The following is a 24274-nucleotide window of genomic DNA, read 5'->3' on the forward strand; positions in this document are numbered from 1 at the left end:
CGCTACGGGCGACGCAAGGAGCATGATCTGGCACGAAAGACCGTCTTTATCCGTACATACGTACTGCGTAAGGTGAGTTATACAAGATACCGCTTAGCAATACTGAACGAATAGCAGTGTGACTATGCGGTATCTTTTAGAAGAACTGGTAACACACTACTCAACCGAATGAGATAGTGAGTGTTTCTGCTCTGTTCGCGAACGAGCAACCCACGGCTGAAATGACTCAGTGCGCGGTCGCCGATAATCGCCCTTGGTGAGCATATGTTCCAACCAGACATACAGCACAATGAAGAGGTAACGACTACCCTGTTCTTCAAGTTTGAGGCTACTCACGCCGGTTTTACGGTTGTGCCAACTGATCGGAATAACCTTATAGCTATAGCCACGCACAATCGCCTTGAGCGGAATCTCGACGGTAAGATTAAAGTGGGGCGAGATTAGGGGTTGGCAACCCCGGATCACCTCAGCACGGTAGCCTTTGAAGGCGTTGGTTATATCATTGCTACGCAGGCGGAAGAGGGTCTTGATAAAGTGGTTCGCCAGCCGGTTGATCACCAACTTAAAACGCGGGTAATCATAGATCCGTCCACCACGTACAAAGCGTGAGCCAAAGACACATTCGGCCTCATCACGCAGGATATAGTAGTAGCGCACAATATCGTCGGGATTATCGGAGGCATCGGCCATGACGACCACCACCGCATCACCGGTGAAGCGTTCGAGGCCATAGCGCACTGCCCGGCCAAAGCCGTGGGCACCCAAGTTACGTTCGAGACGCACCCCCGGATCAGTTGCCGCACGCTCCTCCACCACGGCGCAGGTTGCATCGCTACTCCCATCATCTACCACGAGGATTTCATAAGGGATCGCCGCTTGGCTCAGACGTGTTCGTAGACCATCAATCGTAGCTCCAATATTACCCGCTTCATTGCGCGCGGGGATGACTATTGATAGTTTCATGCGGCATCGCCCTGCGGCCCCCGGCTGATCTCCGCAAACGTGCGCTCCAGGGTGTACTCCTGGCGCCAAGTGGGGTAATCGGCATGGATGCGGCGCAGGTCGCTGATGTAGCAGATGTGATCGCCGACGCGATTCTCGTCCACATACTGGACATCTAGCCGCTTGCCGATCAGATCCTCAAAGCGGCTGATCGCCTCAAGCATCGAGACGCTATTCTCGCGCCCACCACATAGGTTGTAGACGGCGGCGATGCGTGGGTTGTGGTAGAACGCCTCGAAGAAGGTGCAGACATCGTAGGAGTGGATGTTGTCGCGCACCTGCTTGCCCTTATAGCCAAAGATGCGATAGGTGCGCCCTTCGCGCACGGCGCGCGCGAGGTAGGCCAAGAAGCCGTGCAACTCGGCCCCGGAGTGGTTGGGGCCAGTCAGGCAGCCGCCCCGCAAGCAGACGGTGGGCATGTTGAAGTAGCGCCCGTACTCCTGCACCATCACGTCGGCGGCGACCTTGGAGGCTCCGAAGAGGCTGTGCAGACACGCATCAATCCGGCAACTCTCGCTCACCCCATGGTAGTCCTCTGGACGTGCATACTCCCAGCGCGTCGCTTGTTCTACCAGTGGGATCTCGTTGGGTGCATCGCCATACACCTTGTTGGTGCTCATGAAGATGAAGGGCGACTCGGGGCAACTGCGCCGGGTGGCTTCAAGTAAGTTCAGGGTGCCGACCGCATTGACATCAAAATCATCAAAGGGGCGATCCTTGGCCAGATCGTGCGAGGGCTGCGAGGCACAGTGGATGATCAGGTCGGGATGCAGTTCAGCCATCAGCTTGAGCATCGCCGCCCGGTCGCGAATATCCTGGTTGTGGTGGGTAAAGTGGCGCGTGGCGTGCCGCAGGCGCTCCAGATTCCAGGTGGTGTCCCCATCCGGGCCGAAGAAGTCGCGGCGCATGTTGTTGTCCACGCCATGGACATCCCAACCGCGCTGATCAAAGTAGGTCACGGCCTCGGAACCGATCAGGCCACTACTGCCGGTAATTAAGACCCGCCGTGCTGTACTGGACATCGTCACTATCCTTTATTTAATAATCCCGTGCGCCCGCAACTCCTGATCCGCTTGCTGGAAGGAGTCCTGCTGGGGGGCGGTCGCCGACCAGTTGATGATCTCGGTCAGGCTGGCTTCCCAATCGGTCTGGGGGGTAAAGCCGAGCGTGGTTTGGAGTTGGCTGATGTCGGCAAGGCAGTGGCGAATGTCGCCCTTGCGGAATTGTCCGCTGACGGTGGGGGCGATCTCGGCACGACCGAGCAGACGGGCGAGGGTGCTGGCAATCTCGGCAATCGTGCGGCCCTTCCCGGTGCCCACATTCAACACCATCCCATCACTCGCCGGGTTCTCAACGGCCAGCGCGGCGGCGCGTACTACATCATGCACCGAGACGAAGTCGCGGGTCTGCTGGCCATCCTCATACACCATCGGGGCATGCCCGGCCATGATCCGGCTGAGGAAGATGGCGAGCACGCCGGTGTAGGGGTTACTGAGCGACTGGCGCGGCCCATAGACATTGAAGAGGCGCAGGCAGGTGGTGGGGATGCCATAGAACTCACCTAGGCTGAGGGCCAGTTCTTCCTGGTAGCGCTTGGAGAGCGCATAGACGTTTTTGGCCATGGGTGCGGCACGCTCGGGCGTGGGTGCTGCAACCAACACTTCACCGGTAGCCGGATCAACTGGTTCCCAGCCCCAACGATCAATCTGCTCCTGGGTGCGCACATCTACGCGCAGCAGCGTACCATCGCTAGGGCGGCGATAGAACCCCTCGCCATAGCCAGTCATCGAGGTGAAGACGATCAGCTTGCGCAGGTTCTGTTTGCGCTCGATTAAGACATCGAGCAGCGCCGCCGTACCACCCGCGTTGGTGTCTATGTAGTGCTGGACGCGATACATTGACTGGCCCACCCCAACGGCGGCGGCGGCGTGGATCACCACATCCACGCCCTCAAGTGCACGCCGGAGCGCATCTTTATCGCGCACATCAGCGATGTGGAGATCAACATCGGCGGCGAGGTACTCCGGGCGGCCCTGGGGATGTACCTGAGGATCGAGATTATCGAGGATACGTACCGCTGCGCCTTGGGCAAGGTAGTAATCGGCAAGAAACGAGCCGATAAACCCGGCCCCGCCGGTGATGAGCACCCGATCTGACATAATAGCGCCTTTATCTGTGGTATATGTCTATTTTCAGATAGTTTCTTACTACTGAGCATGAAAAATCAGTGAGGAAAAAAGCCGCGCTATTATAGCACGGGGTTGTGATGGTGTTGGCGGCGATGCACCCATCCCCACGCGGCACTAAAGTGCGCGGCCAGACCGAGTGGAATGTGGTGTTCAACAAGGCTCAAGGGGAACTTGAGCATGCGTGGGCGCAGCCGCGCCAAGCTCCATGCATAGGCCAGGTAGCGCAGTGCCTGCGCGGATTGTCCGTTCTGGGCCTCCAGGTTCGCCATGGCAGCGTAGATGTCAGCCAGAACTGCTGGACGTTCCCGTTGCAACTCGGACGGAGTGCGCGGGTCGGCAAAAAATGCCTCGGCCACGTCCAGCCACTCCTGGTAGAAGCCGCTGGTATGGGCGACCGTCTTGGAGGTAGCGTGGAGGCGGTAGGTCGCGACGAGGGCGGGAACATGAAGCAACGGAGCCAGATGGGCAATCCGCGCCCAGTAGTCGCTGTCCATACTGTAGCGGCGGGTCAGGCTAAGCGGGCCAACCTGAGCCACAATCTCACGGCGCAGGAAGACGGTTGGTTGGGCCGGGATTTCGAGCCGCAAGAGAGCCAGCGGGCTGTAGGGGCGCGCATAAATGCGGGTGAGAGGGGCACCAGCGGCGTTGATATACTGCGCATCGGCATAGACCGCTGCGACGCCAGGGTTGCGCAACAAAGCATGAACTTGGGTGGAGATTGCACCGGGCAAGTAGGTGTCGTCACTATTCAGCCAGGCCAGAAGCTGGCCGCGACTGCGTGCCCAGCCCATGTTGATCGCGTTACTCTGGCTGCGTTGGCCCGCAACGAGCCAGCGCAGACGCGGTTCGTGGGCATAGGAGCGCAGAATCGCGTGGCTCTCGTCATCGCTGCCATCATCAACAACAAGGTACTCCAGGTTCGGATAGTCCTGAGTTAGGACACTCTCGATGGTCGTGCGCAGGTAGCGCCCCTGGTTATACGAAGGGGTGATGACGCTGACGAGGGGCAGGTGCGGATCGCGCAGCAGCGGCAGCGGCGCGGATTCAACACGAGCATAGGCGGCCCATGCGGGTGCGGCGTGGGCAAGTGGCAGATGCATAGGGCGATTATACCAAGAACGCGGCAAAGTGGCGGGTACTCTGGTTTGTCTTGCGCAGCATTCAGCATCATAGAGATGACAATGTCACTCCATTCGAGGCATAGGCAAGCGCTGCATGTATGTCACGCACGATGGTCAGTCTACCAAAATCGATCCTGAGTTCGACGAGGGTCTGGGCCACTTCACTGCGTATCCCAGCCAGCAGCACTTGGGTACCGAGCAGATTGACGGCATTGACCAGTACGATCAGCCGACGCGCCACATCGGTATCAACAACGGTGATTCCGGTCAAGTCAATGATCAGCGTGCTGACATGGCGCTCGTGGATCGTCTTGAGCGCACGCTCCTCGATAAACCCCAAGCGTTCGTTATCGAGTGTCCCAACGAGGGGTAACACCAATACTTGATCGGCAATTGGGAGCAGCGGGACGGTGAGATCGCGGATAGCATTGCGCTGCGCTGCATTCTCGACGAGCAAGGCGTGTAGTTCTTCATTCCGCTGGGCGAGCGCCTCGGCGCGTTGATCGGCTGCAACCCGCGCCTGGTTAGCGCGCTCGTTGGCCTCGCTCAGACGACGTGCAGTATCAACAGAGAGCCGACTGAGAACCATACCGACAACGACCATCATGTAGGTTATGAGGTTATCAATTTCCAGATAGGTCGTTTCGCCGCCAGTGCGCAACCCGACGACCGTCAGTAGCAGCACACCAGTAGCAACGACCCAGATCGGCTCGGCGAGGATCAGCGCCACAACCGGCGGCAAGAAGATTTCGGGGGCCATGGACTGGGAGAGAAAGGGTTCTTGAAGAAAGCTCGCAACGAACCCCACCACTGTGATCACCGCAAGGTAGCGCGCTGGCTCCCAGCCACGCCAGTAGGCGATACATAGCACCAGTAAGATTATGCCACCGATACCGAAGGCAATAATCTGATTCTGTCCGCCCTTGATAACAAAGATCAAGGCTTGGGCAAGACTGCTTACAGAGAGAAAGATCAGGAGACCAAGATTGATCTGACGCTGCGTCAGGGCGATTGTATTCATGAGTCACTCTGGATGTCTTTAGCAAGGTTATCATCCATTATACATGACTTATAACTTAATATACACTGCGCAGCCTAGAATGGTAGGGCATGGGCAAAGTCCTTGGGGCTGCGCCCCAAACTCCAATTTTTGGTGTATGTTGGCGGATTCGCCACCAACATACACCAAAAAATAGGGAGGCGGGTTTGCGTTTCAGGTGGAGGAGGGTTACGCGGTTCACGACCGCGAGGGGAAGCCTCAGCCAACCGGGCCGCAGGAGGCACCGGAGGAGGAGGAGGAGGAGGCCGAACCACCGCGTGGGCCAGAGGTGGCAAACATCGAGAGTATGCGCTCGGCCTGATCGCCGCCACATGTGGGGCAGACGACCTTAGGGGCCGATTCGGTGCTGCGCACGAGGCGCTCAAAGCGGCTTTCGCAATCGGGACATTGATATTCGTAAAGCGGCATACGAAATGAACCTCCATGTGTGGGTTGTTTGTGGTTTAGATGCGTGGGGTGCGGTTGAGGTTACAGCGAGAGCATGCTACTATGAGCCACCCCAACCAGTATCTTGGAGGTGGTGGCCATGCTGGCCTACATGCGTAGTACATCAACGCTCTTCACGCAGCCGCTCCGGCTTCTACGTGGCTATTCGATCCCCAACCTTCAGGCGGATCTGGTTGCTGGAGCCTCGGTGGGGGTGGTGTTACTGCCCCAAGCCCTAGCCTTCTCGCTCTTGGCTGGCTTGCCCCCCACCATGGGCCTCTATGCGGCGGTAGTGGCCGGGATCATCGGGGCGCTCTGGGGTTCCTCCAGCCATTTGCATACTGGCCCCACCAATACCGCTTCGATCCTGGCTTTTTCGGTGCTGTTGCCGATTGCAGCACCAGGTAGCCCAGAATTTGTGGCTGCTGCGGGTCTGATCGCGGTGATGGCCGGGGTCTTTCGCTTGATCATGGGGCTGGCTCGGCTGGGCCTGTTGGTCAATTTTGTCTCCGATTCGGTGGCAGTGGGCTTTACTGCTGGGGCTGGCATCCTGATTATGTCCAATCAGATCGAGCCGCTGCTGCGCATGAATCTAGCAGGCAATGGCGGTCTACTCGCGACCCTACGCTCGACGGTGATCCAGATTCGCGAGTTGCATGCGCCTTCGATGCTGTTGGGGCTGGGGACGATTGCGCTCTTGGTGATGTTGCCCAAGTTGCAGCGCAAGTTGCCCGCTGTGCTACTGAGTGTGGTGATTGGCGGCTTGGTTTCGTGGGGGTTGGGGTTGGAGCATTGGGGTGTCGAGGTTCTGGGCGAGTTGCCGCGTAGCCTGCCGCCGCTGGCGCACCTGCCACTGCTCGATCTGCATCTGATTGGCCAGTTGGCGAATGGGGCTTTGGCGTTGGCTATGATTGGGTTGGTGGAGGCGGTGGCAATTGCGCGCGCGGTGGCAAGCCATTCACGCCAGCGCCTGGATAGTAACCAGGAGTTTGTTGGCCAAGGCTTGGCCAATATCGCCGCCGGGTTCTTCAGTGGCTACCCGGTGTCGGGGTCGTTTAATCGTTCAGCCTTGAGCTACCAGTCGGGGGCTAAGTCTGGGATGGCCAACGCCTTTTCGGGGCTGTTTGTGCTGCTCGCGATCTTTGTGCTAACGCCCTTCATCGCGCATCTGCCGCGTGCGGTGTTGGCGGGTACGCTGGTGGTGACCGCCTATAGTATGATTGACCGCCGAGCTATGCTGCGGATCTGGCGCGGGGCCAAGGGAGATACCGCGATTATGTTGGTGACGCTGGCGGCGACGCTGGTGCTGCCGTTGCAGTTTGCGGTGCTGACTGGGGTGTTGATGTCGCTGGGCTACTATCTGCTCAAGACGAGTATGCCCCAGGTGTTGGATGTGGTGCCCGATGAGAGCTTTCAGCATTGGGCGCACCAGCCGCAGCGCCCTAGTTGCCCGCAGTTGGCGGTGGTGGATCTGTTGGGCGATCTCTACTTTGGTGCAGCTAATCACGTCGAGGAGAGTCTGTATACTATTCTCGCCCGCCAGCCCCACCAGCGCTTCCTGATGCTGCGCATGCATAGCGTCCAACACTGTGATATTAGTGGTATTCGGGCCTTGGAGAATGTCTTGCAGGTCTGCCGGGATCGCGGTGGCGGGATGTTTCTGGTGCGCGTGCGTGACCCGGTGCTGCGGGTGATGCAGCGCACCGGGTTTGTGAAGTTGCTCGGTGAACAGGGCTTTTTGGATGAGGATGAGGCGATTAGCCGCATCTTCCACCGCGTGCTCGATCCGGCGGTTTGTATCTATGAGTGTGAACTGCGGGTCTTCCGCGAGTGTCAGGATCTGCCCAAGCGTGAATTTCCGGGTGGTGTGGCGAGTCTGGCCGATTACGGGCCGTTGCCGAAGATTCCAGAGATCAATGTCCACGATCTGTGGCAACATCTGCGTAGTGAGACGCCGCCACTGGTGGTGGATGTGCGCGAGCCGCGTGAATATCGCCAGGGCCATATCCCAGAGGCGAAGTTGGTGCCGCTGCTCAATATTCTGCGCGACAGTGAGAATCTGCCGCGCTACCGCCAGATTGTGTTGGTGTGCCAGAGTGGACGGCGGAGTATCCGGGCGGCGGCGCATCTGCACGCCAACGGCTACTATGATCTGACGATCCTTCATGGGGGGATGTTGTCCTGGGAAGCAGCGGCATTGTTAGAGGCAGTTGAGGTACCGGGATGAGTGAAGTCAAACTCTACCGTAATATGGGCTTGGATTTGGTGCGCACGACCGAGGCGGCGGCGATTAGTGCGGCGCGCTGGATGGGGTTGGGGCGTAGTGATGAGGCGGATCGGGCGGCAAGCGCGGCTATGTTGCGGGCGCTCGACCGACTGAAGATGAATGGCCAGATTGCAATGGGTGAAGATAGCCGGGTGGGGATCGGGCTACCTGAGTTGCACGCGGGTCGGGCCGTCGGCACCGGGCGCGGCATTCCCACCGATGTGATGGTAGACCCGATTGATGGGCGACGCCTCTTGGCCTATGGGCGCGCCGGGGCGATCTCGGTGGCGGCGGTGGCCACCCGTGGCTCGATGTGGTCGCCTAGCCCCGCCGCCTACATGGAGAAGATGGTGGTCAACCGCACCGCCGCCGCCGCGCTGGTGCCGGAGTGTTTGGATGCCCCGGCAGCATGGACGTTGGCGCTGGTGGCGCGGGCGAAGGGCAAGGCAGTGCGCGACTTGGTCGTCTTTTTGTTGGATCGCCCCCGGCATCAGGATCTGCTGGAGGAGATTCGGGCCGCCGGGGCTAGGGTGATGCTCACCGATGATGGCGATATTTCGGGGGCGCTGTTGGCGGCGGCTCCAAATGGGCCGGTGGATCTGCTGATCGGCGTGGGTGGAGCCTCCGAGGGGTTGCTCTCGGCGTGCGCGGTGAAAGCGTTGGGCGGCGGGATGTTGGCGCGATTGGCCCCGCAGAGTGCCGAGGAGCGCGCTGCCTTGATCGAGGCGCGGGTTGAGACCAAGCGTATCTTCAATTGTGAGGATATGGTCGCCGGGGATCAGGTCTTTTTTGTGGCCACCGGAATCACCTCTGGGTTGCTGCTTGAGGGGGTCAGTTTTGAACATGATCGCGCCAGCACCAACTCGTTGATCCTGCGCTGCGAGACGCGCACCCGGCGCACTATTCAGGCCGAACATCTGATAACGGCGGTATAATGAACGTGATGAAACGGATGCGCGATCTGGTTGTGGCGTTGTTGGGCATCTGGTTGCTCTGGCTCGCCGCCTACCAAGCGCCGCTCCAGATGGCCTGGGCAATTGGTGGGGATGTGGCGAGCCAGCGGCGCATGGATGAGGATGCCTTCATCCGTGGGGCACATGCTTCAGAACCGCCGACCCGCACGGCATGCCTTGATGACCCCAGCCAGACCTGCTGGTGGTGGGAAGTGTTGGCTCCGGGCGAGCGGCCCTACCGCTGGACTCAGGCGCAAACCCAGATCGCGCTGCATGGTGTGGGTGGCGGAGCCTACCGGGTGACGCTGAGTGGTCGCGGGCAGCCCGGCACGCAGCCGACGTTGAGCACGTGGCAAATGGGAGCGGTGGCGCTCCAGGTGGCGTTACCGGCCAATCAGGTGCGGCGCTTTCATATTCTGACGCAGGCTGATGCGGCGGGGAACCTGAACCTCAGCCTGCATACCGCCCCGTTTATTGCCGGGGGCGATCCGCGTGAACTAGGGTTTGTCTGGTATGAGTTGGGCATCGCCCAGCTTGGTGCGGGGCCGCGTAGCCCGGCGTGGCCGGTGTTGGGGTGGCTCAGCCTGAGCTTGATCGCGGTCTATGCCGGGGCACACCTGCTGACGAGCAGCCCCCGGCTGAATCTGGGGTTGCTGTGGGGGTTGGGGCTGGCGGGGGGGCTGGCGTTAGCACTGGCGCGCCTCGCCACAACGACCTTTGCGCCCACCCTGGCCGGAATAGCCGGAGTCGCGCTCGTGCTGGCCGGGATGGGTTGGCTGGCTACGCGCAACCTCGGCAACCACCGTGCCTTTGTGCGCCAAGTCGTGGCGCTCAGCATCCTGGCGCTGGCGCTACGCAGCGGTGGGATGCTCCACCCGCATGCACGCTACTCCGACTCGATGTTCCACGCCAACAAGCTCTTCGCGCTGAGCCTGGGCAACGTCTTCCAGAGCGCCGGGCTGCCGAGCGAGGCCGGGGGCGGGATGGCTCCCTACCCAACCGGGATGTACATGCTGCTGCTGCCGGGGCAACTGCTGGTTGAGGATCGGCTGGCGCTGGTGCAGATCGGCACCGCCGCGCTGGACAGCCTCGTGGTAGCCGGTATCGCCTTGTTGCTCGTGGCGTCCGGGTTGGGGCATGCCGCCGCGCTGTTGGGTGCGGCGTGCTATCTGCTGCCCATTCCGGTGCTCGAATCGCTTTCGGTGGGTGAGTTGGCGAATGTGGGCGGGCAGATCATCGCCTTTGGGTTTGTGGCGCTGGTGGTGGTCAGCGACAGGCGGGCGTGGTCGCAAGCCTGGCTGATCGGGGCAGTGGGGCTACTCAGCGCGGGGTTGCTGGCCCACTCTGGGGTAACGCTCTCGCTGGGGGCGTTTACGGCGGGGCTGTGGTTGTTGGCGTTGATCCGCTGGATTCGTGGCAAGCGTGATGCCGGGCTGATCGGGTTGCCGCACCTAACGCTGGTGGCGAGTGGTGCGCTGGGCTTGGTGCTGCTGATCTACTACAGCGCCCCGGTCTACCTGAATGGGATGCTGGAGCGAGTGGGGAGCAGCGACACCGGCGGAGGTGGCGGGCGACCGCTCGGCGCGATCATCGGGTGGACACTCGGCAGTATCGTGGGGGTACGCGCACCCGGCGGGCACCCGCTCCCACCACTCTTGGGCGTGGTTGCAGTGGCGGGGCTGGGGTGGCTGTGGAGGCAGCGCGAGGCGCAGATGACCGGGCTACGCATGGGGTTGGGGGGACTCTGGATCGGTATGGTGCTGAGCCAGGCGATCCTGCTCGTCGCTGATCAAGGGGTGCGCTGGGCGCTCTTCCTCTACCCTGGGCTGTGCCTGAGTGCCGGGGCGATGCTGGGGGTGCTGTGGCAACGCGGGCGGATGCAGCGGCTGGTCGCCCTCGGAACGCTGGCGATCATCATGGGGTACGGGCTGATGATCTGGATCATGCAGGTGCGGGACTACTTACATACTTAATTGGGTGGTTGGTTAGCGGCTGTGCCGCTAACCAACCACCCAATTAAGATCTGCGGGGGCGGATTTGTTGCCTCCGCACCCCCACCGCAGGTGGGCGTATTACACCGCGACAGCAGCACCCTCGCCGAGCTTCTTGACCAAGCGCGACTTGCGGCGGGCGGCGTTGTTCTTGTGGATGATGCCCTTGACGGCGGCCTTGTCGAGCATGCTCAGCGCTGCACGAATGGTCTCCTGATCGGGCGTACCACTGAAGATTGTCTGCTCGGCCTTCTTGACCGCCGTCTTCACCTGTGAGCGGTACATCTGGTTGCGGGCATGCTTGCGGGCGTTGGTGCCAATGCGCTTCTGGGCCGACTTCGTGTTTGCCAAGGCTCCGATCCTCCGATATGATCATCTATACGATAGTACATGGTGAAGAGGGGTGTTGGGTAGCCGGTGCTGCCCTTGCCCCTCCCGCTTGCTCGCTGATGCGAGCCACTAGCGGGAAATTATAGCATAAGGACGCCTTGCGTGCAACTTGTTTCTCTCTTCCGCCGTGCCCGTAGCGGAGCCTTGGGCAATAGCCTGATTGTGATGGGTGGCTTCGTGCTCAGCCGGATCACGGGGGTACTGCGCGATGTGATCGCCTCCTACTTTTTCGGTACGAGCCCGGAGATGACCGCCTATCGTTCGGCGTTTCAGATTGTGGATCTGCTCTATTTGGTGATCATCGGGGGAGCGCTGGGCAGCAGTTTCATCCCGGTCTTTATTCAGGTGTGGGAGCAGGATGGGGAAGAGCGGGCGTGGCGGTTGGCCGGGGCGGTGTTGAGTTGGGCCTTGCTGATCTTGACGGTGGCGAGTGGGCTGATCTTTCTGGCCGCGCCCTGGCTGGTGCAGGTAATCTATGGCGGGCAGGGCTTTGAGCCAGCGACGCTCGAACTGACGACCCAACTGGCGCGGCTCTTTCTCTTTTCGCCACTGCTACTCGGCCTGGGCGGGCTGGCGATGGCGGCGCTGAATGCGCGGGATCGCTTTACGGCTCCGGCGCTCGCACCGACGATCTACAACCTGGGGATTATGCTGGGGGCACTAGCAGCGCCGTGGCTGGGGATCTGGGGCATGGGCTGGGGGGTGGTAATCGGGGCGCTCGGCTACCTGCTGGTGCAACTCCCGGCATTGCGTGGGATGGGGATGCGCCTCTATCTGAACCTGGGCCGTCAGATGGCCGAAGTGGGCACGGTGGCGCACCAGATGGGGCCGCGTGTGCTGGGGCAGGCCGCCGCGCATATCAGTATCGTGGCGACCTCGGCGCTGGCGGCGCGGTTGGTGGATGGGGATGCGAAGGTGGCCGGGTTGATCTATGCCTACCAGTTGATGCTCTTGCCCTTCGGGGTCTTTTCGCTCAGCCTGAGTCAAGTCGCCTTTCCGCGTCTGGCGCGGCTGGTGGCCGAGGGGCGCTATGGCGAACTCGCCGCTGATGTGCGCCGCACGCTCGGTACGATCCTCTGGCTGACGCTGCCGGCGAGTGTGGCGCTGCTGGTGTTGGGTATGCCAACGGCGCGGGTGTTGTTTGAACGCGGTGCCTTCGATACGCTCTCGCTGCACTACACCACCCAGGCGTTGATTGGTTATGCAGCCGCGCTACCCGCCTTCGCCGCTTCTGAGATTCTGATCCGCAGTTTCTATGCGCTGCAACGCACCTGGACGCCAGTGTTGGTGGGGTTGTTGCAGGTCGGCTTGAATATCGGTCTGGGAGCTTGGTTGCTCACCCGTGGTGGAGATATTGGAGCCTTGGCGTTAGCCTTCAGTTTGGCCAACAATATTGAGGCGCTGCTCCTCTTTGGGCTGCTGGGCATCGCCATCCCCGGTATGTGGCGCGATGTGAGCATGTGGCGCAGGCTGGCCGGGGCGGGCGGGGCGACCCTGCTGCTGGCGGGGTTCTTGCTACTGGCGCGGAGCCTAAGTATGGGGTTCCTGCCCGCTTTGGCGCTGGAGCACCCGTATATCTGGCAGCGCGAGATCCTGCCGCTCACGCTCTGGCTGGGGCTGGTGGCGGGAGTGGGGGCGGGGGGGTATTATGGGATCAGTCGGGTGTTGCGGATTACGCACTTGGGGTAAGCCGAACTTTTAGTTGACGCTAAGGCGCAAAGACGCAAAGATTTGTAACTGTTCACACTTGGGGTAAAAGAAACCTCGTTTTAACGCAAAGGCGCGAAGACGCAAAGGGTTGTTGCAGGCTTTGCGCCTTGGCGTCAAAACCTGGAGACTAGGTAACTGTTCACACTTGGGGTAAAAGAAACCTCGTGTTGACGCAAAGGCGCAAGGACGCAAAGGTTTTGTTGCCGGCTTTGCGCCTCTGCGTCTTGGCGTCAAAACCTGGAAGCTAGGAGAAGTGTGAACTGTTACGAGACTAGGAGAAGTGTGAACAGTTACAAAGATTTTGATGGAGACTTCTATTAGAGGCTCTGCGCCTTGGCGTCTTTGCGTCAAAAACGGAATACTCCTTGAGGTTTTAAGGTATTACTATGACACATTCTTTCACACTCGGTATGACCTACTGGCCGCGCCCGCGTGCGTCGGGGGTGGCGGTCTTAAATAGTTGGGGCGAATATGATGCAGGAGCAGTGCGCGAGGATCTGGCGCAGATTGCGGGGCTGGGTTGTGACAGTGTGCATCTCGATCTGCGTTGGGCGGAGGTGCAACCCGGCCAGACGCGCATCAGTACAGCGGTGCTGCGCGGGCTGGAACGGGGGCTAGAGGCGGTAGGCGCGGCGGGGTTGCAGGCGCATGTGGGGCTGATGGCGGGGACGCTGGCGGGCATCATGCAGATGCCAAGCTGGGCGGTGGGCTACCGCAATCCGCAGGAGGCGCTCCAGGCACAGAACCTGCCGCCACCGCCGCCGCTGCTGGTGGATAGTCGTTACCGCCACGAGCCAGCCCGCGACTTCTACACTGATCCCGATCTGCGCACGGCCACCCGGTATCTGTTGCGGGAAACCATCGGCAACTTTGCGAGTCACCCGGCGATTCAGGGTTGGCAACTTGGGGCCGGGTTGGGGCGGGTGCGGCGTGCCCACTCGCACGTGGTGGCGGGCCACTGGTGGGGCGATCTGGTGGAGCAGGCGCGGCGCTTGGAGGCGACCCGTATCAGCGGCGTGGTTGACGGTAGCGACCTGATGCGTACCGATAGCCTACGCCCCTCCCAGATTGCCCGCACGGGAGCCGACGTGGCGATCTCGGTAGCCACCTTCACTCCGCCGCATGTCGCACGGCCCTGGGAGATCAGTTATCCCTCGCTGCTACACGCCGTCACTTCGGCGCTGCTGCGCACCGAGGGCTATTCAACACCGATCCGCATCACTGATTTGGGCTTGGCAACCGAAGTGGACGGACGAGCGGGCTGGGTCGCCAGCCACGCCTATGGTGAAAAGGCTCCCGCCTTCTTGGCCGACCAGGAGCGTCAGGCGGGCTTCCTGGAAGCGGCACTGAGGGCGCTGTGGCTGGCCGGGGCGGGCGGGGTGTGGCTGGCAGGCTACGCCGATCTGCCCGCGAGTCTGTGGGGGGCTACACCCGCAGATCGGGCTATCCCGGTGCGCAGTTGGGGTCTGAGTAGCGCCGATGGGCGCGAGAAGGTGGCGGCGGGCGTGGTGCGCCGTTTTGCCCACGCCGAGCGCGGCAGCCCCAATGGGCCACCGAGCATGCCGATAGACCCCGAACGCTACTGGCGCGACCCGCAGGCCGCGCTGTTGACGATCATTGCCGATTGGGTTGAGGCGCGGGATGGGTAGGGAAGGAGTCTACCGCAGAGGACACAGAGGTGCGCAGAGGATGAAAAATGATCCCCAACCCCTTGACATACTAAGTACATACGTGCTAAAGTACATCCAGCAACCAGACCGGGAAGGAACACACCTATGGTCACGACCAAACAGGCACTGAATCCAGAACTGCGCATCGTTGACCAGCACAACCAACTCATCATTGATTTCGACCAGTTACAGGGCCACTGGTCGGAGGAGATGTATCTGCGGCTCACGGATCATACCAAGCGCATGATCGAGTTCACCGATGGGTATCTGGATGTACTCCCTATGCCAACTCGCAAACACCAAGCGATTTCGCTCTTCCTCTTGCTCAAGCTGTTGGCCTACATCCGTCCACTAGGTGTCGTCTACTATGCACCGTTGCGGCTTCAGATACGGGCGGGGAAGTTCCGTGAACCCGATCTCCTCGTGCTGCGTGATGCGCACGATCCGCGTAACCAGAACAGCTACTGGCTCGGTGCTGATCTCGTGGTCGAGATCGTCAGCCCGGATGCGCCAGATCGGGATCTGATCCAGAAAGTGAACGACTATGCTGAGGCGGGTATCCCTGAGTATTGGATCGTCAACCCCGTAGTGGAAACGATAACCGTGTTGCGCCTAGAGGGCACAGCGTATCTCAACCACGGGGTGTTTGGGCGCGATGAGGTGGCAACCTCGGTGTTGCTCACTGGTTTCGCGGTCGAGGTGAGTACAGTATTGGATGCTGAATAGATCACGCCAAGACGCCAAGGCGCAAAGCCAGCAACAAAACCTTTGCGTCTTGGCGCCTTGGCGTCAATCAAGGGCTGTTGTTTACCCCATCACGCCAGCGCCTTGCGCATTCGCTCTAGCCCCTCCAGCAAGACCGAGCGCGGGCAGGCGAAGTTGAGGCGCACGAAGTTGCCCCAGTTGGCCCCGAAGGTCACACCGTCCGAGAGTGCGACTTTGCCGCGCTCCAGGAAGAATGTGGCCGGGCTGCCGATGATCCCGGCCTGACTGCAATCAATCCAAGCCAGATAGGTCGAATCGGGCACGGTGGTACGCAACTGGGGCAGGTGTTCGGCAAGGTAGCGCCGCAGCGTGTTGCGGTTCTCGCTCAGGTAGGCCAGCACCGCCTCCAGCCACGGGCCACCCTCGCGGTAGGCCGCCAGCGCTCCCGTGTAGCCAAAGGCGGTGACGTGGGGCACAATGCCCATGGCGGCACGCACAAGTTGGTGGCGCAATTCGGGGTTCTGGACAATCGCGATCCCACAGCCCAGGCCGGGAACATTAAAGGTCTTACTGGGGGCCAGCAACGTGACGGTGTTGGCGGCAATCTCCGGCGAGAGCGCGGCGGCGGGAATGTGGGGTGTGCCATCGAGCATCAGATCACAGTGGATCTCGTCGGAGCAGAAGACAATCCCGCGCTCCAGACAGATCTGAGCCAAGCCAGTGAGAGTCTCGCGGTCGTAGGCCATGCCGATCGGGTTGTGCGGATTGCTCATCAGCAGTAGGCGGGTTTGGGGGTGCAGGCTGGCCGCGAAAGCATCCAGATCGAGGCGATAACTGAGCGTTCCATCGCCGTGATCAATCTGGGTCATATCGAAGGTATCGCAGACCCGGCCCTGGTTGAGCGGAGCACTGAGGAACGGCATATAGGCCGGCGTGAGCGTTGCCACATGGTCGCCGGGTGTGCCAATGGCGTGGCAGAGCAGATTGATCGCCGTGACCAGACCGGGGAGGAAGAGCACCTCATCGGAGGCAACGTGCCAGCCATAGAGGCGCTGCATTCGCTCGCAGATCGTCGTGACCAACTCGTGGGGTGGCATCGCATAGCCAAAGATGCCATGCTCGGCACGCTCGTGCAGCGCACGGATGACCGGCTCCGGGGAGCGGAAATCCATATCGGCCACCCACATGGGCAGCACGTCTTCAGGATAGGCGGCCCACTTCATGCTGTCGGTGCCGCGCCGGGGGATGATCGTGTCAAAATCGAAGATCATGGGTTCAGGTTACCTTTCTTCGTGCGTGTAGCGGGGCGCTCTGCGAGTACCGTGGCCCCAATCCCAATCAGCAAAAGCAGACCGCCCGCCATTTGCAACGGCATCAGCGGTTGTTCAAAGAAGAAGATCGCCATCAGTGCAGAGCCAATCGGCTCACCCAGAATCGCCACCGTCACCAGCGTGGGTGAGAGATACTTGATCACCCAGTTGAACGCGGTGTGGCCGAGCAGTTGCGGCCCTAGCGCCAAGCCGAGGATGAGCAGGTAGCCGAGCGGCGGCAGGCCGATCAGCGAGTGACCGAGGAGTGTCGCCAAGAGCAGCAAGGCCAGCGCAGCGGTACTATAGACGATCCAGATGTAGGGTAGCAGACTAATACGGCTACGCAGATGGCGGCCAAGCAGAAAATAGCCAGAGACAGTCATTGCACCCATGAGCGCCAACAGATCGCCCAACAGTGGGTTACTCCCACTCCCCGAACGATCACTAAGCGCAATCAGACCCGACCCCAGCACCGTGATCAGCACACCCAGCCATGTCCCCCAGGCCAGCCGTTCACGGAAGACCAGCCACGTCACTAGCGCGACAAAGACCGGGTTGGTGGTGACGAGCGCGGTAGATGAGGCGACCGAGGTATAGGCGAGCGAACTGATCCATGTCGCAAAGTGGGCGGCCAGACAGATGCCGGAGAGGGCTGCGAGCATGAGATCGCGTTGGCTGATACGCCGCAACTCATCACGCGAACGGAGCAACACAATCGGGGTAATGATCAGCGCGGCCAGGGTGATGCGCCCCGCCGCCACACTGAGCGGGGCCACCCCCAGGTTGATCGCGGCGGTAATCAGGATGGCCGAGGTTGAAGCGATCAGGACGCCGATAAAGAGCACGATGTAGGGTAGGACGGGACGTTTCACGAAGAGGCTTCCTTCAAACAGTAACTGTTCACATTGCTCCTAGCATCCAGGTTTTGACGCAAAGACGCCAAGGCGCAAAGCCTTCAAGATAGACACCAATCACAACCTTTGCGTCTTTGCGCCTTGGCGTCAATAAAGAAGCTTCGTGTAGGAGTGGGCAATTCCTTTACCCTAGTGGATTGCGTTTCAACACCACCATCGTAATATCATCCGATTGAGCCTGGCCAGCGGCAAACTCCGTAACCGCCGCTAAGACCGCATTGATGATCTCGTGGGGTGAACGCTGGGCATGGGCGTGGAGCAGCGCGTGGAGCCGCTCATCGCCAAAGAGTTCGCGGGCGGGATTCATCGCCTCGGTCACACCATCGGTATAGAGCAACACCACATCCCCCACTTGGAGCATCAGTTCATGCTGCTCAAACTGCGGATCAGGCACAATCCCCAACACAATCCCGCGTGCGCGGAGCGGCTGCACCTGGCCAGTCGCAGTCGCATAGTGTAACGGATAATTGTGCCCACCGTTGGCATAGGTGAGGTGGCCACTCGCCGTCTCCAGGGTCAAGTAGAAACAGGTAACAAAGAGGCCGGAGCGCGAATCGGCCAGAATGAGGCGGTTGGCACGTTGCAGCACCTCAGCCGGTTGGCGGCCATCAATGGCGGTGGCGCGCAGCAGCGTGCGCGAGAGCGCCATGAAGAGGGCCGCCGGTACGCCCTTGTCGGTGACATCGGCGATGACGATTCCCAAGCGTTGCGCCGAGGAGAGATCCTGCGGATCGGGAGCCACCAGCCGCCCGGCGCGAAAGACAGTCTCCCCGCGCCGCGGCGGGCTACCCGGCGCGGTCGGCGCACTACCGGGGGGCGGCGGAAGCTCAATGAAGTCGTAGAAATCCCCGCCGACCTGCCGCGCAGCGCGGTAGTAGGCCGCGATCTGATAGCCGGGGAGGCTGGGGCAGCAGTGAGGCAAAAAGCTGGCCTGAATCTCACGCGCCAGATCAAGTTCCTGCTCCAAGCGTTGGCGCGCCAGCGCCTCTTGGTGCAACCGTTCACGCTCTAAGGTCTGAGCGAGTTGGTTGGCGAGCAGCCCCAGCAACTGGACCTCATCATCAAGAAACTGGCGCGGCACACGGCTATTCACCATGAGCGTCCCCACCGGAGCGCCACCCAGATCAACCGCCAGCCCCAGATGGCCGTGGAAGCCCTGGCTGGCCAGCAGCGGCGGGAGGGGTGTCAGTGACTCATCGGCGAGTATACTGGTACGCTCCGGCAGATACCAGAGGTGCGGGCTGGCGGGATCAAGCGCCAGCGGCCATGGCAGATTGGCGGGCAGATTCCAGCCAAACGCGGCGCGCAAGACCGCCCGCCCGGCCAACTCATCAGCCTCGACAAACGCGCAGGCATCGGCGTCCAGCAGGCGCGCCCCGACGCGGGCGAGGCGTTGGAGCGCCGGTTCGAGATCTTCGCTGACCAACAGATCCTGCGAGAGCGCCAGCAGGGTACGCTGCTCCTGCACGCGGCGCACCTTCACATGGGCGTAGAGTTGGGCACGTGCAATCGCCGTTCCCAGCAACCAACCAATTGCCGAGAGCAATTGCAGTTCGGGGGCCGCGATGCGTCCCCACTGGGTGGTCGCCACATTCAGAATCCCCAGCACCTCATCGCCACTGCGCAGCGGCACCGAGGCATGCTGCATCAAGCCCCACTTATCGCCCACAGCCTCGCGCAGCCGCGAACAGCGCACCATCTGCACCGCCTTATCCAGCGGTACCGCCGCACACTGCGTCTGACAGTCGCAACGCTCATCCCAGGCCGGGCCGGGGTAACTGAGCGCGGGCGGGAGTTGATGGCGCGCCGCCAGAAGGAACGTATCCGCCTCACCACGCAAAAAGATCCAGGCCGTATCCAGGCCGATCAGATGACAGATCTGCACCAAGGCCGCATCAAGCGCCTCACGCAGATCGAGCGTCTGATTAAGCGTCTGCGCCAGTAGATTGAGATCGGCAATGCGCTGTTGTAAATCAGGAGCGGGCATAGGTCGGGTACCATCTTTTGGTTCAGAACAACCCACGGGTGATTGTAGCACACGTAGCTAGCCACACTTCTCCATGTATGCCGATTTTGACGCCAAGATGCAACGTCTATAACAAAACCTTCGCGGCTTCGCGCCTTCGCGTGAACAATAAGGTTTCTTTTACCCCAAGTGTGAACAGTTACTACACACTCCCCAATTGACGCCACGCAACGCCTGTGCTACCATGCCGCCCGTCACCGAACTGATAACGCTCGGGGGGCCGGGGTAGCCTGGCTGAGATAGCGACCATTTACGTCGCTGACCCGTGGAACCTGACCTGGGTTATTCCAGCGTAGGGAAGCAACCGCAGCCTTTTGGCCGCCGTACCTCCCCACAGGTCGGTGGCTTTTTTGTTGTTGGTGTTGAACAAGGAGTTCCTATGAAGCGTTTGATCGCCCTGCTCACCCTGACGCTGCTGCTCACTGCGTGTGGCCAGAGCGCCGCCACGCCGACGCCGGTGCCCAGCGCAACGGCGGCAGCTTACCCGGCAGCTTCCGATGCCCCCACCAGTATCCCCGCCTACCCCGTCGCTACCGATGCCCCCACCAGCGTCCCCGCCTACCCCGTCGCTACCGATGCCCCGGCCTCTGCGGGCCAGACCCTGGTGATCATGACTCACGATAGTTTTAGTGTTAGTGAAGAGGTGCTGGCCGCCTTCACCGCCCAGACCGGTATTCTGGTGCAGGTGCTCAAGGCGGGCGATGCCGGAACGGTGCTGAACCAGGCGATCCTCAGTAAGAATGCGCCACTGGCCGATCTGCTGTTTGGGGTAGACAATACCTTCCTCAGCCGGGCGTTGGAGGCCGACATCTTCCTGTCCTATGACTCCCCGGCGCTGGCGGCTATCCCCGCCGAGTTGCGCCTGGATGCCAGCAATCGCCTGTTGCCGGTGGATTATGGCTATGTGACGATCAACTACGATACGGCGACGCTGGAGAGTGCCGGGCTGACCCCGCCGACCAGCCTGGAGGATCTGACTAAGCCGGAGTGGCGCGGTAAGCTGGTGGTGGAAGACCCCAGCACTTCTTCGCCCGGTCTGGCCTTCTTACTGGCCACAATCAGCCACTTTGGTGAGGAGGGCGACTATACCTGGAAGGAGTACTGGCGCGATCTGCGTGCCAATGAGGTCTTTGTGAGCAGCGGCTGGAGCGACGCCTACTACACTCAGTTCAGTGGCAGCAGCGGCGCGGGTGCTTATCCGCTGGTGGTCAGCTACGCCACCAGCCCGGCGGCTGAGGTCTATTTTAGTGAAGGGGCACTGAGCGCGCCACCCACGGGCAACCTGTTGGTGCCGGGGGGCAGCTTCCGCCAGATCGAGTTTGTCGGGATTCTCAAGGGTACCCAGCATGAAGATCTAGCACGCCAGTTTGTGGACTTTATGTTGAGTGAGACCTTCCAGGCCGACATCCCCTTGCAGATGTTTGTCTACCCGGCGCTGCCGAGTGCCCCCCAGCCTGAGGTCTTCACCCAGTTTGCTGAGGTGCCCAGCCAGCCCGCTGGCCTCACCCCGGAGCAGATCGAGGCGGGCCGGGAGATCTGGCTCAGCGAGTGGATGGAGATTGTGCTGCGGTAAACAACAACCCTTGGTTGACGCAAAGGCGCAACGCCACAAAGGTTTTGATGGAGGTAACTGTTCACACTTGGGGTAAAAGAAACCTCGTTTTGACGCCAAGGGTTGTTGCAGGCTTTGCGCCTTGGCGTCTTTGCGTCAAAACCTGGAGGCAAGGAGTAGTGTGAACAGTTACTGGTGGGGGGCATATTGTGAAGACTCTGCGCCTTAGCGTCTTAGCGTCAAAACCTATACGGCTACTCCCAGGTGGTTTGGCGCTGGCCTTCCTGCTGGTCTTCTTCTTCTACCCGCTGGGGGCCATCCTGGGCCTGAGTTTTGCCGAGGGGCTGGCGGGGTTTTGGGCGGTGCTGCGCGATGACTATACCTGGCGCGTGCTGGGATTTAGCGCCGCGCAGGCCGCGCTCTCCACCCTGCTGACCCTGCTGGTGGGGCTGCCGGGAGCCTATGTCTTTGCGCGCTACCACTTCCCTGGCCGCGAGGTGTTGCGTGCCGTGGCCGGGGTACCCTTTGTCATGCCCACGGTGGTGGTGGCGGCGGCGTTGGGGGCACTGCTTGGCCCGCGTGGGCTGATCAATCTGGGGCTGCAAGCACTGTTTGATCTGCCCCAACCACCACTACGCATCCCCAACGGACTCGGTCTGGTGCTGCTGGCCCACACCTTCTACAACTACACGGTGGTGCTGCGCATGGTCGGCGGCTTCTGGGCCAACCTCGATCCGCGTCTCGAACAGGCCGCCGCGCTGCTGGGCGCCTCGCGCTGGCGGGCGATCCGCGAGGTGACACTGCCACTGCTCGCGCCCGCGATTGGGGCCGCCGCACTGCTGATCTTCATCTTCACCTTCACCAGCTTCGGGGTGGTTATGATCCTGGGCGGGCCACGCATGGCGACGCTCGAAGTGGTGATCTACCGCCAAACCGCCCAACTGCTGCGGCTCGATCTTGCCGCCACGTTGGCGCTGCTGCAAGCCGGATGCACCCTGCTGCTCAGCCTGATCTACACCCGGCTGGCGGCGCGCAGCGCCATCCCGCTCGACCGACTCCCGCGCACGGCGGTGGCCCGACGCCCGCAGGGGGTTGCGCAACACCTGCTGGTAGGCGCGAACGTGTTGGTGATCCTGGTGCTGCTGGCGACACCGCTGGTGGCGTTGGTGGTACGCTCGCTGCTTGGCCCGGAGGGGCTGAGCCTCGGTTACTACCTCGCGTTAGGTGAAAACCGCAGCAACTCGGCCTTCTTTGTCGCACCACTCACCGCACTGAGCAACTCGCTACGCATCGCCAGCGCCACGGCAATCATCGCGCTGCTGGTGGGCATTCCCGCCGCCTACCTGCTAGGCAACGCGCCATGCAAGCAGCCGCGATCATGGTGTGGGGCGATCTTCAACCTGATAGACGCGCTCTTCATGCTCCCGCTGGGCACAAGTGCGGTCACGCTGGGGCTAGGCTACCTGGTGGCACTGAGCACCCCACAACTCGCGGGGCTACGCAGTTGGCCCTGGCTCATCCCACTGGCCCACAGCTTAGTGGCGTTACCGTTTGTCATCCGTGCGCTACTCCCCACCCTACGCGGGCTAAACCCGCGCCTCGCCGAAGCAGCCGCACTGCTGGGAGCCAGCCCGTGGCGCACCTGGCTGTGGATCGAGTTACCCCTGATCATGCCCGCGATCATCACCGGGGCCGTCTTCGCCTTCACCGTCTCGCTAGGCGAGTTTGGAGCCTCGTTGTTACTGGTGCGCCCCGACGCCCCCACCCTCCCAGTCATGATCTTCCGGCTGCTCGGCCAGCCGGGGGCCATCAACTACGGGCAGGCGCTGGCCATGAGCAGCATCCTCATGCTGACCACGGCAGTCAGTTTTATTGCCCTGGAGCGCATCAGGCCACCCGGAGCGGAGATGTAGGAGAAACTACTGCAACCCGAACAAGCGGCTTACCCAACTCTCCAACTCCACCCACCACTGCGCGAGGCTGGTGCTATTGGAGAGCCGCGAGAGCGCCTCCAGTTGGCCACTGGCAAGCAGCACCCCCATCAAGACCATCAGCAAACCACTGATCAGGCTGGTGCTGTGCAGAAAGAGACTCTGACCAAAGAGCTTCACCTCGAAGCCCTTGCCCCGGATCATCTGCCAGAACTTCGAGCCATTACCCAGGCGGTTAAAGAAAGTTGAAAGCAGGATGAGTGGTGTCCCCAGCCCCAGCGCGTAGATGAAAGCCAGAACGGCACCTTGAATAATCGCCACCCCACTCGTGGCCGCCAACAACGTGAGCAGTGCGCCCAAGATCGGCCCCACACAGGCCGTCCAGCCCAGGGCGAAGGTCGCCCCGTAGACGTAAGAGCCGAAGAGGGTGGCGGCGGGGCGCTCCTGGATCTGCGGGCCAGCGAAGCCCTTACCCACCATCCCCATCAAGCCAAAAATGATCACCACCACCCCACCCCAAAAGGTGAGCGCCTGACGATTCGCGAAGATCAGCCCGCTCAGTGCGGTGGCACTCGCCCCCAAGAGCGTCAGCGTAGTGGCGAGGCCAAAAAAGAAGGCCACACTCATCAGAAAGACCCCGTGCCGCCCGGCTTGGAAGGTGAAGGCGAAGTAGGCCGGGAGGATGGGCAGGGTACACGGTGAGAGAAAACTGAGTATTCCGGCCAAAAAGGCGGGGAATGCAAGAACCAACAGGCTCGATCCACCCGTCAAGTAACTGACATCCTGGCCACTATTGAGCGAGAGCAAGACGAGGGCGATCAGAATGATGATCGCGCCAACCGCCATGATCAGACGGCGGGAGATTGGTTGTGCCTGGCTAGGTGGAACAGACATCGTGTAGCGCTTTCTTGTACCTAGGATCGGATACCTCTGGGGGGTAGTATAGCACCTTCGGTATTTGCCATACCCTAACAATTATCCATTGACGCCCCCCACCCCTATTGCTATAATAATTATACTTGTACTGAACAGGTACTCCTCATCCCGAATCCCTCGAA

At 61.1% G+C, this 24274-nt stretch carries 19 protein-coding genes and 1 riboswitch; of the genes, 8 read left to right on the forward strand and 11 right to left on the reverse strand.

Annotated elements, in window-relative coordinates; genetic code table 11:
- Nucleotides 1–156 precede the first annotated feature (156 nt).
- The 6 genes from EKD03_RS11450 to EKD03_RS11475 all read right to left on the reverse strand — a co-directional run bounded on the left by EKD03_RS11450 (nt 157) and on the right by EKD03_RS11475 (nt 5780).
- Complete coding sequence (locus tag EKD03_RS11450) at nt 157–963, reverse strand: glycosyltransferase family 2 protein (RefSeq protein WP_129630699.1); 807 nt, start codon at nt 961–963, stop codon at nt 157–159.
- The gene (locus EKD03_RS11455) at nt 960–2024 is read right to left on the reverse strand and encodes an NAD-dependent epimerase/dehydratase family protein (protein ID WP_129630701.1); all 1065 of its coding nucleotides are present in this window, start codon (nt 2022–2024) and stop codon (nt 960–962) included. The genes EKD03_RS11450 and EKD03_RS11455 overlap by 4 nt, the downstream gene beginning before the upstream one ends.
- 12 nt (nt 2025–2036) lie before the next feature.
- Nucleotides 2037–3161 (reverse strand): NAD-dependent epimerase/dehydratase family protein, encoded by a 1125-nt coding sequence (locus tag EKD03_RS11460; RefSeq protein ID WP_129630703.1) that lies wholly within the window; start codon nt 3159–3161, stop codon nt 2037–2039.
- Nucleotides 3162–3250: 89 nt separating this feature from the next.
- A complete protein-coding gene (locus EKD03_RS11465) occupies nt 3251–4291 on the reverse strand; it encodes a glycosyltransferase family 2 protein (protein WP_129630705.1) in 1041 nt (346 codons plus the stop codon).
- 67 nt (nt 4292–4358) lie between these two features.
- The gene (locus tag EKD03_RS11470) at nt 4359–5333 is read right to left on the reverse strand and encodes an STAS domain-containing protein (protein WP_129630707.1); all 975 of its coding nucleotides are present in this window, start codon (nt 5331–5333) and stop codon (nt 4359–4361) included.
- A gap of 237 nt (nt 5334–5570) precedes the next feature.
- The gene (locus EKD03_RS11475) at nt 5571–5780 is read right to left on the reverse strand and encodes an FmdB family zinc ribbon protein (protein WP_129630709.1); all 210 of its coding nucleotides are present in this window, start codon (nt 5778–5780) and stop codon (nt 5571–5573) included.
- A 130-nt stretch (nt 5781–5910) separates the two neighbouring features.
- Here EKD03_RS11475 and EKD03_RS11480 point away from each other — a divergent pair, with 130 nt between their 5' ends.
- From EKD03_RS11480 to EKD03_RS11490, 3 genes are read left to right on the forward strand one after another with little or no spacing between them, the layout of a single operon-like run.
- A complete protein-coding gene (locus EKD03_RS11480; RefSeq protein WP_338030942.1) occupies nt 5911–8025 on the forward strand; it encodes a SulP family inorganic anion transporter in 2115 nt (704 codons plus the stop codon).
- Nucleotides 8022–8999, forward strand: coding sequence for a class II fructose-bisphosphatase (gene glpX / locus EKD03_RS11485; RefSeq protein ID WP_129630713.1), 978 nt, complete (start codon nt 8022–8024; stop codon nt 8997–8999). Before EKD03_RS11480 ends, glpX begins: the two co-directional genes overlap by 4 nt.
- A gap of 8 nt (nt 9000–9007) precedes the next feature.
- A complete protein-coding gene (locus EKD03_RS11490) occupies nt 9008–10990 on the forward strand; it encodes a hypothetical protein (RefSeq protein ID WP_129630715.1) in 1983 nt (660 codons plus the stop codon).
- 99 nt (nt 10991–11089) lie between these two features.
- Here the strand turns inward: EKD03_RS11490 and rpsT are convergent, their stop codons facing one another.
- On the reverse strand, nt 11090–11359 hold the full coding sequence (rpsT, locus tag EKD03_RS11495) for a 30S ribosomal protein S20 (RefSeq protein WP_129630717.1): 270 nt from the start codon (nt 11357–11359) through the stop codon (nt 11090–11092).
- A gap of 141 nt (nt 11360–11500) precedes the next feature.
- Between rpsT and murJ the strand changes: the two genes are divergently transcribed.
- The 3 genes from murJ to EKD03_RS11510 all read left to right on the forward strand — a co-directional run bounded on the left by murJ (nt 11501) and on the right by EKD03_RS11510 (nt 15504).
- Nucleotides 11501–13087: a murein biosynthesis integral membrane protein MurJ gene (murJ, locus tag EKD03_RS11500; RefSeq protein WP_129630719.1), complete on the forward strand. Its 1587-nt coding sequence runs from the start codon at nt 11501–11503 to the stop codon at nt 13085–13087.
- A 407-nt stretch (nt 13088–13494) separates the two neighbouring features.
- Nucleotides 13495–14757 carry a glycoside hydrolase 5 family protein gene (locus EKD03_RS11505; RefSeq protein WP_129630721.1) on the forward strand — a complete coding sequence of 421 codons (1263 nt, stop codon included), beginning with the start codon at nt 13495–13497 and terminating at the stop codon, nt 14755–14757.
- Between the two features lie 126 nt (nt 14758–14883).
- On the forward strand, nt 14884–15504 hold the full coding sequence (locus EKD03_RS11510) for a Uma2 family endonuclease (RefSeq protein ID WP_129630723.1): 621 nt from the start codon (nt 14884–14886) through the stop codon (nt 15502–15504).
- Between the two features lie 89 nt (nt 15505–15593).
- On the opposite strand, the gene EKD03_RS11515 is transcribed toward EKD03_RS11510, so the two are convergent.
- The 3 genes from EKD03_RS11515 to EKD03_RS11525 form a co-directional block, all read right to left on the reverse strand.
- Nucleotides 15594–16754: a MalY/PatB family protein gene (locus tag EKD03_RS11515; RefSeq protein WP_129630725.1), complete on the reverse strand. Its 1161-nt coding sequence runs from the start codon at nt 16752–16754 to the stop codon at nt 15594–15596.
- Entirely contained in the window at nt 16751–17665 is a 915-nt protein-coding gene (locus EKD03_RS11520) for a DMT family transporter (protein WP_238613498.1), read from the reverse strand. The genes EKD03_RS11515 and EKD03_RS11520 overlap by 4 nt, the downstream gene beginning before the upstream one ends.
- A 166-nt stretch (nt 17666–17831) precedes the next feature.
- The gene (locus EKD03_RS11525; protein ID WP_129630729.1) at nt 17832–19694 is read right to left on the reverse strand and encodes a GAF domain-containing SpoIIE family protein phosphatase; all 1863 of its coding nucleotides are present in this window, start codon (nt 19692–19694) and stop codon (nt 17832–17834) included.
- 242 nt (nt 19695–19936) lie between these two features.
- A riboswitch (TPP riboswitch) is annotated at nt 19937–20049 on the forward strand.
- A gap of 63 nt (nt 20050–20112) precedes the next feature.
- Between EKD03_RS11525 and EKD03_RS11530 the strand changes: the two genes are divergently transcribed.
- A complete protein-coding gene (locus EKD03_RS11530; protein ID WP_129630731.1) occupies nt 20113–21306 on the forward strand; it encodes a thiamine ABC transporter substrate-binding protein in 1194 nt (397 codons plus the stop codon).
- A 188-nt stretch (nt 21307–21494) separates the two neighbouring features.
- Nucleotides 21495–23198, forward strand: coding sequence for an ABC transporter permease (locus tag EKD03_RS11535; protein ID WP_202976790.1), 1704 nt, complete (start codon nt 21495–21497; stop codon nt 23196–23198).
- Between the two features lie 6 nt (nt 23199–23204).
- Here the strand turns inward: EKD03_RS11535 and EKD03_RS11540 are convergent, their stop codons facing one another.
- Nucleotides 23205–24110, reverse strand: a complete 906-nt coding sequence (locus EKD03_RS11540; RefSeq protein ID WP_129630733.1) for a cytochrome c biogenesis CcdA family protein — start codon at nt 24108–24110, stop codon at nt 23205–23207.
- Between the last annotated feature and the right edge of the window lie 164 nt (nt 24111–24274).

This window comes from Candidatus Oscillochloris fontis, assembly GCF_004138135.1.
Classification (GTDB): Bacteria; Chloroflexota; Chloroflexia; order Chloroflexales; family Chloroflexaceae; genus Oscillochloris; species Oscillochloris fontis.

Coding starts and splice junctions, on each gene's coding strand:
- EKD03_RS11450 (WP_129630699.1), bottom strand. CDS start 963: ATGAAACTATCAATAGTCATCCCCGCGCGCAATGAAGCGGGTAATATT.
- EKD03_RS11455 (WP_129630701.1), bottom strand. CDS start 2,024: ATGTCCAGTACAGCACGGCGGGTCTTAATTACCGGCAGTAGTGGCCTG.
- EKD03_RS11460 (WP_129630703.1), bottom strand. CDS start 3,161: ATGTCAGATCGGGTGCTCATCACCGGCGGGGCCGGGTTTATCGGCTCG.
- EKD03_RS11465 (WP_129630705.1), bottom strand. CDS start 4,291: ATGCATCTGCCACTTGCCCACGCCGCACCCGCATGGGCCGCCTATGCT.
- EKD03_RS11470 (WP_129630707.1), bottom strand. CDS start 5,333: ATGAATACAATCGCCCTGACGCAGCGTCAGATCAATCTTGGTCTCCTG.
- EKD03_RS11475 (WP_129630709.1), bottom strand. CDS start 5,780: ATGCCGCTTTACGAATATCAATGTCCCGATTGCGAAAGCCGCTTTGAG.
- EKD03_RS11480 (WP_338030942.1), top strand. CDS start 5,911: ATGCGTAGTACATCAACGCTCTTCACGCAGCCGCTCCGGCTTCTACGT.
- glpX (WP_129630713.1), top strand. CDS start 8,022: ATGAGTGAAGTCAAACTCTACCGTAATATGGGCTTGGATTTGGTGCGC.
- EKD03_RS11490 (WP_129630715.1), top strand. CDS start 9,008: ATGAAACGGATGCGCGATCTGGTTGTGGCGTTGTTGGGCATCTGGTTG.
- EKD03_RS11505 (WP_129630721.1), top strand. CDS start 13,495: ATGACACATTCTTTCACACTCGGTATGACCTACTGGCCGCGCCCGCGT.
- EKD03_RS11510 (WP_129630723.1), top strand. CDS start 14,884: ATGGTCACGACCAAACAGGCACTGAATCCAGAACTGCGCATCGTTGAC.
- EKD03_RS11515 (WP_129630725.1), bottom strand. CDS start 16,754: ATGATCTTCGATTTTGACACGATCATCCCCCGGCGCGGCACCGACAGC.
- EKD03_RS11525 (WP_129630729.1), bottom strand. CDS start 19,694: ATGCCCGCTCCTGATTTACAACAGCGCATTGCCGATCTCAATCTACTG.
- EKD03_RS11530 (WP_129630731.1), top strand. CDS start 20,113: ATGAAGCGTTTGATCGCCCTGCTCACCCTGACGCTGCTGCTCACTGCG.
- EKD03_RS11540 (WP_129630733.1), bottom strand. CDS start 24,110: ATGTCTGTTCCACCTAGCCAGGCACAACCAATCTCCCGCCGTCTGATC.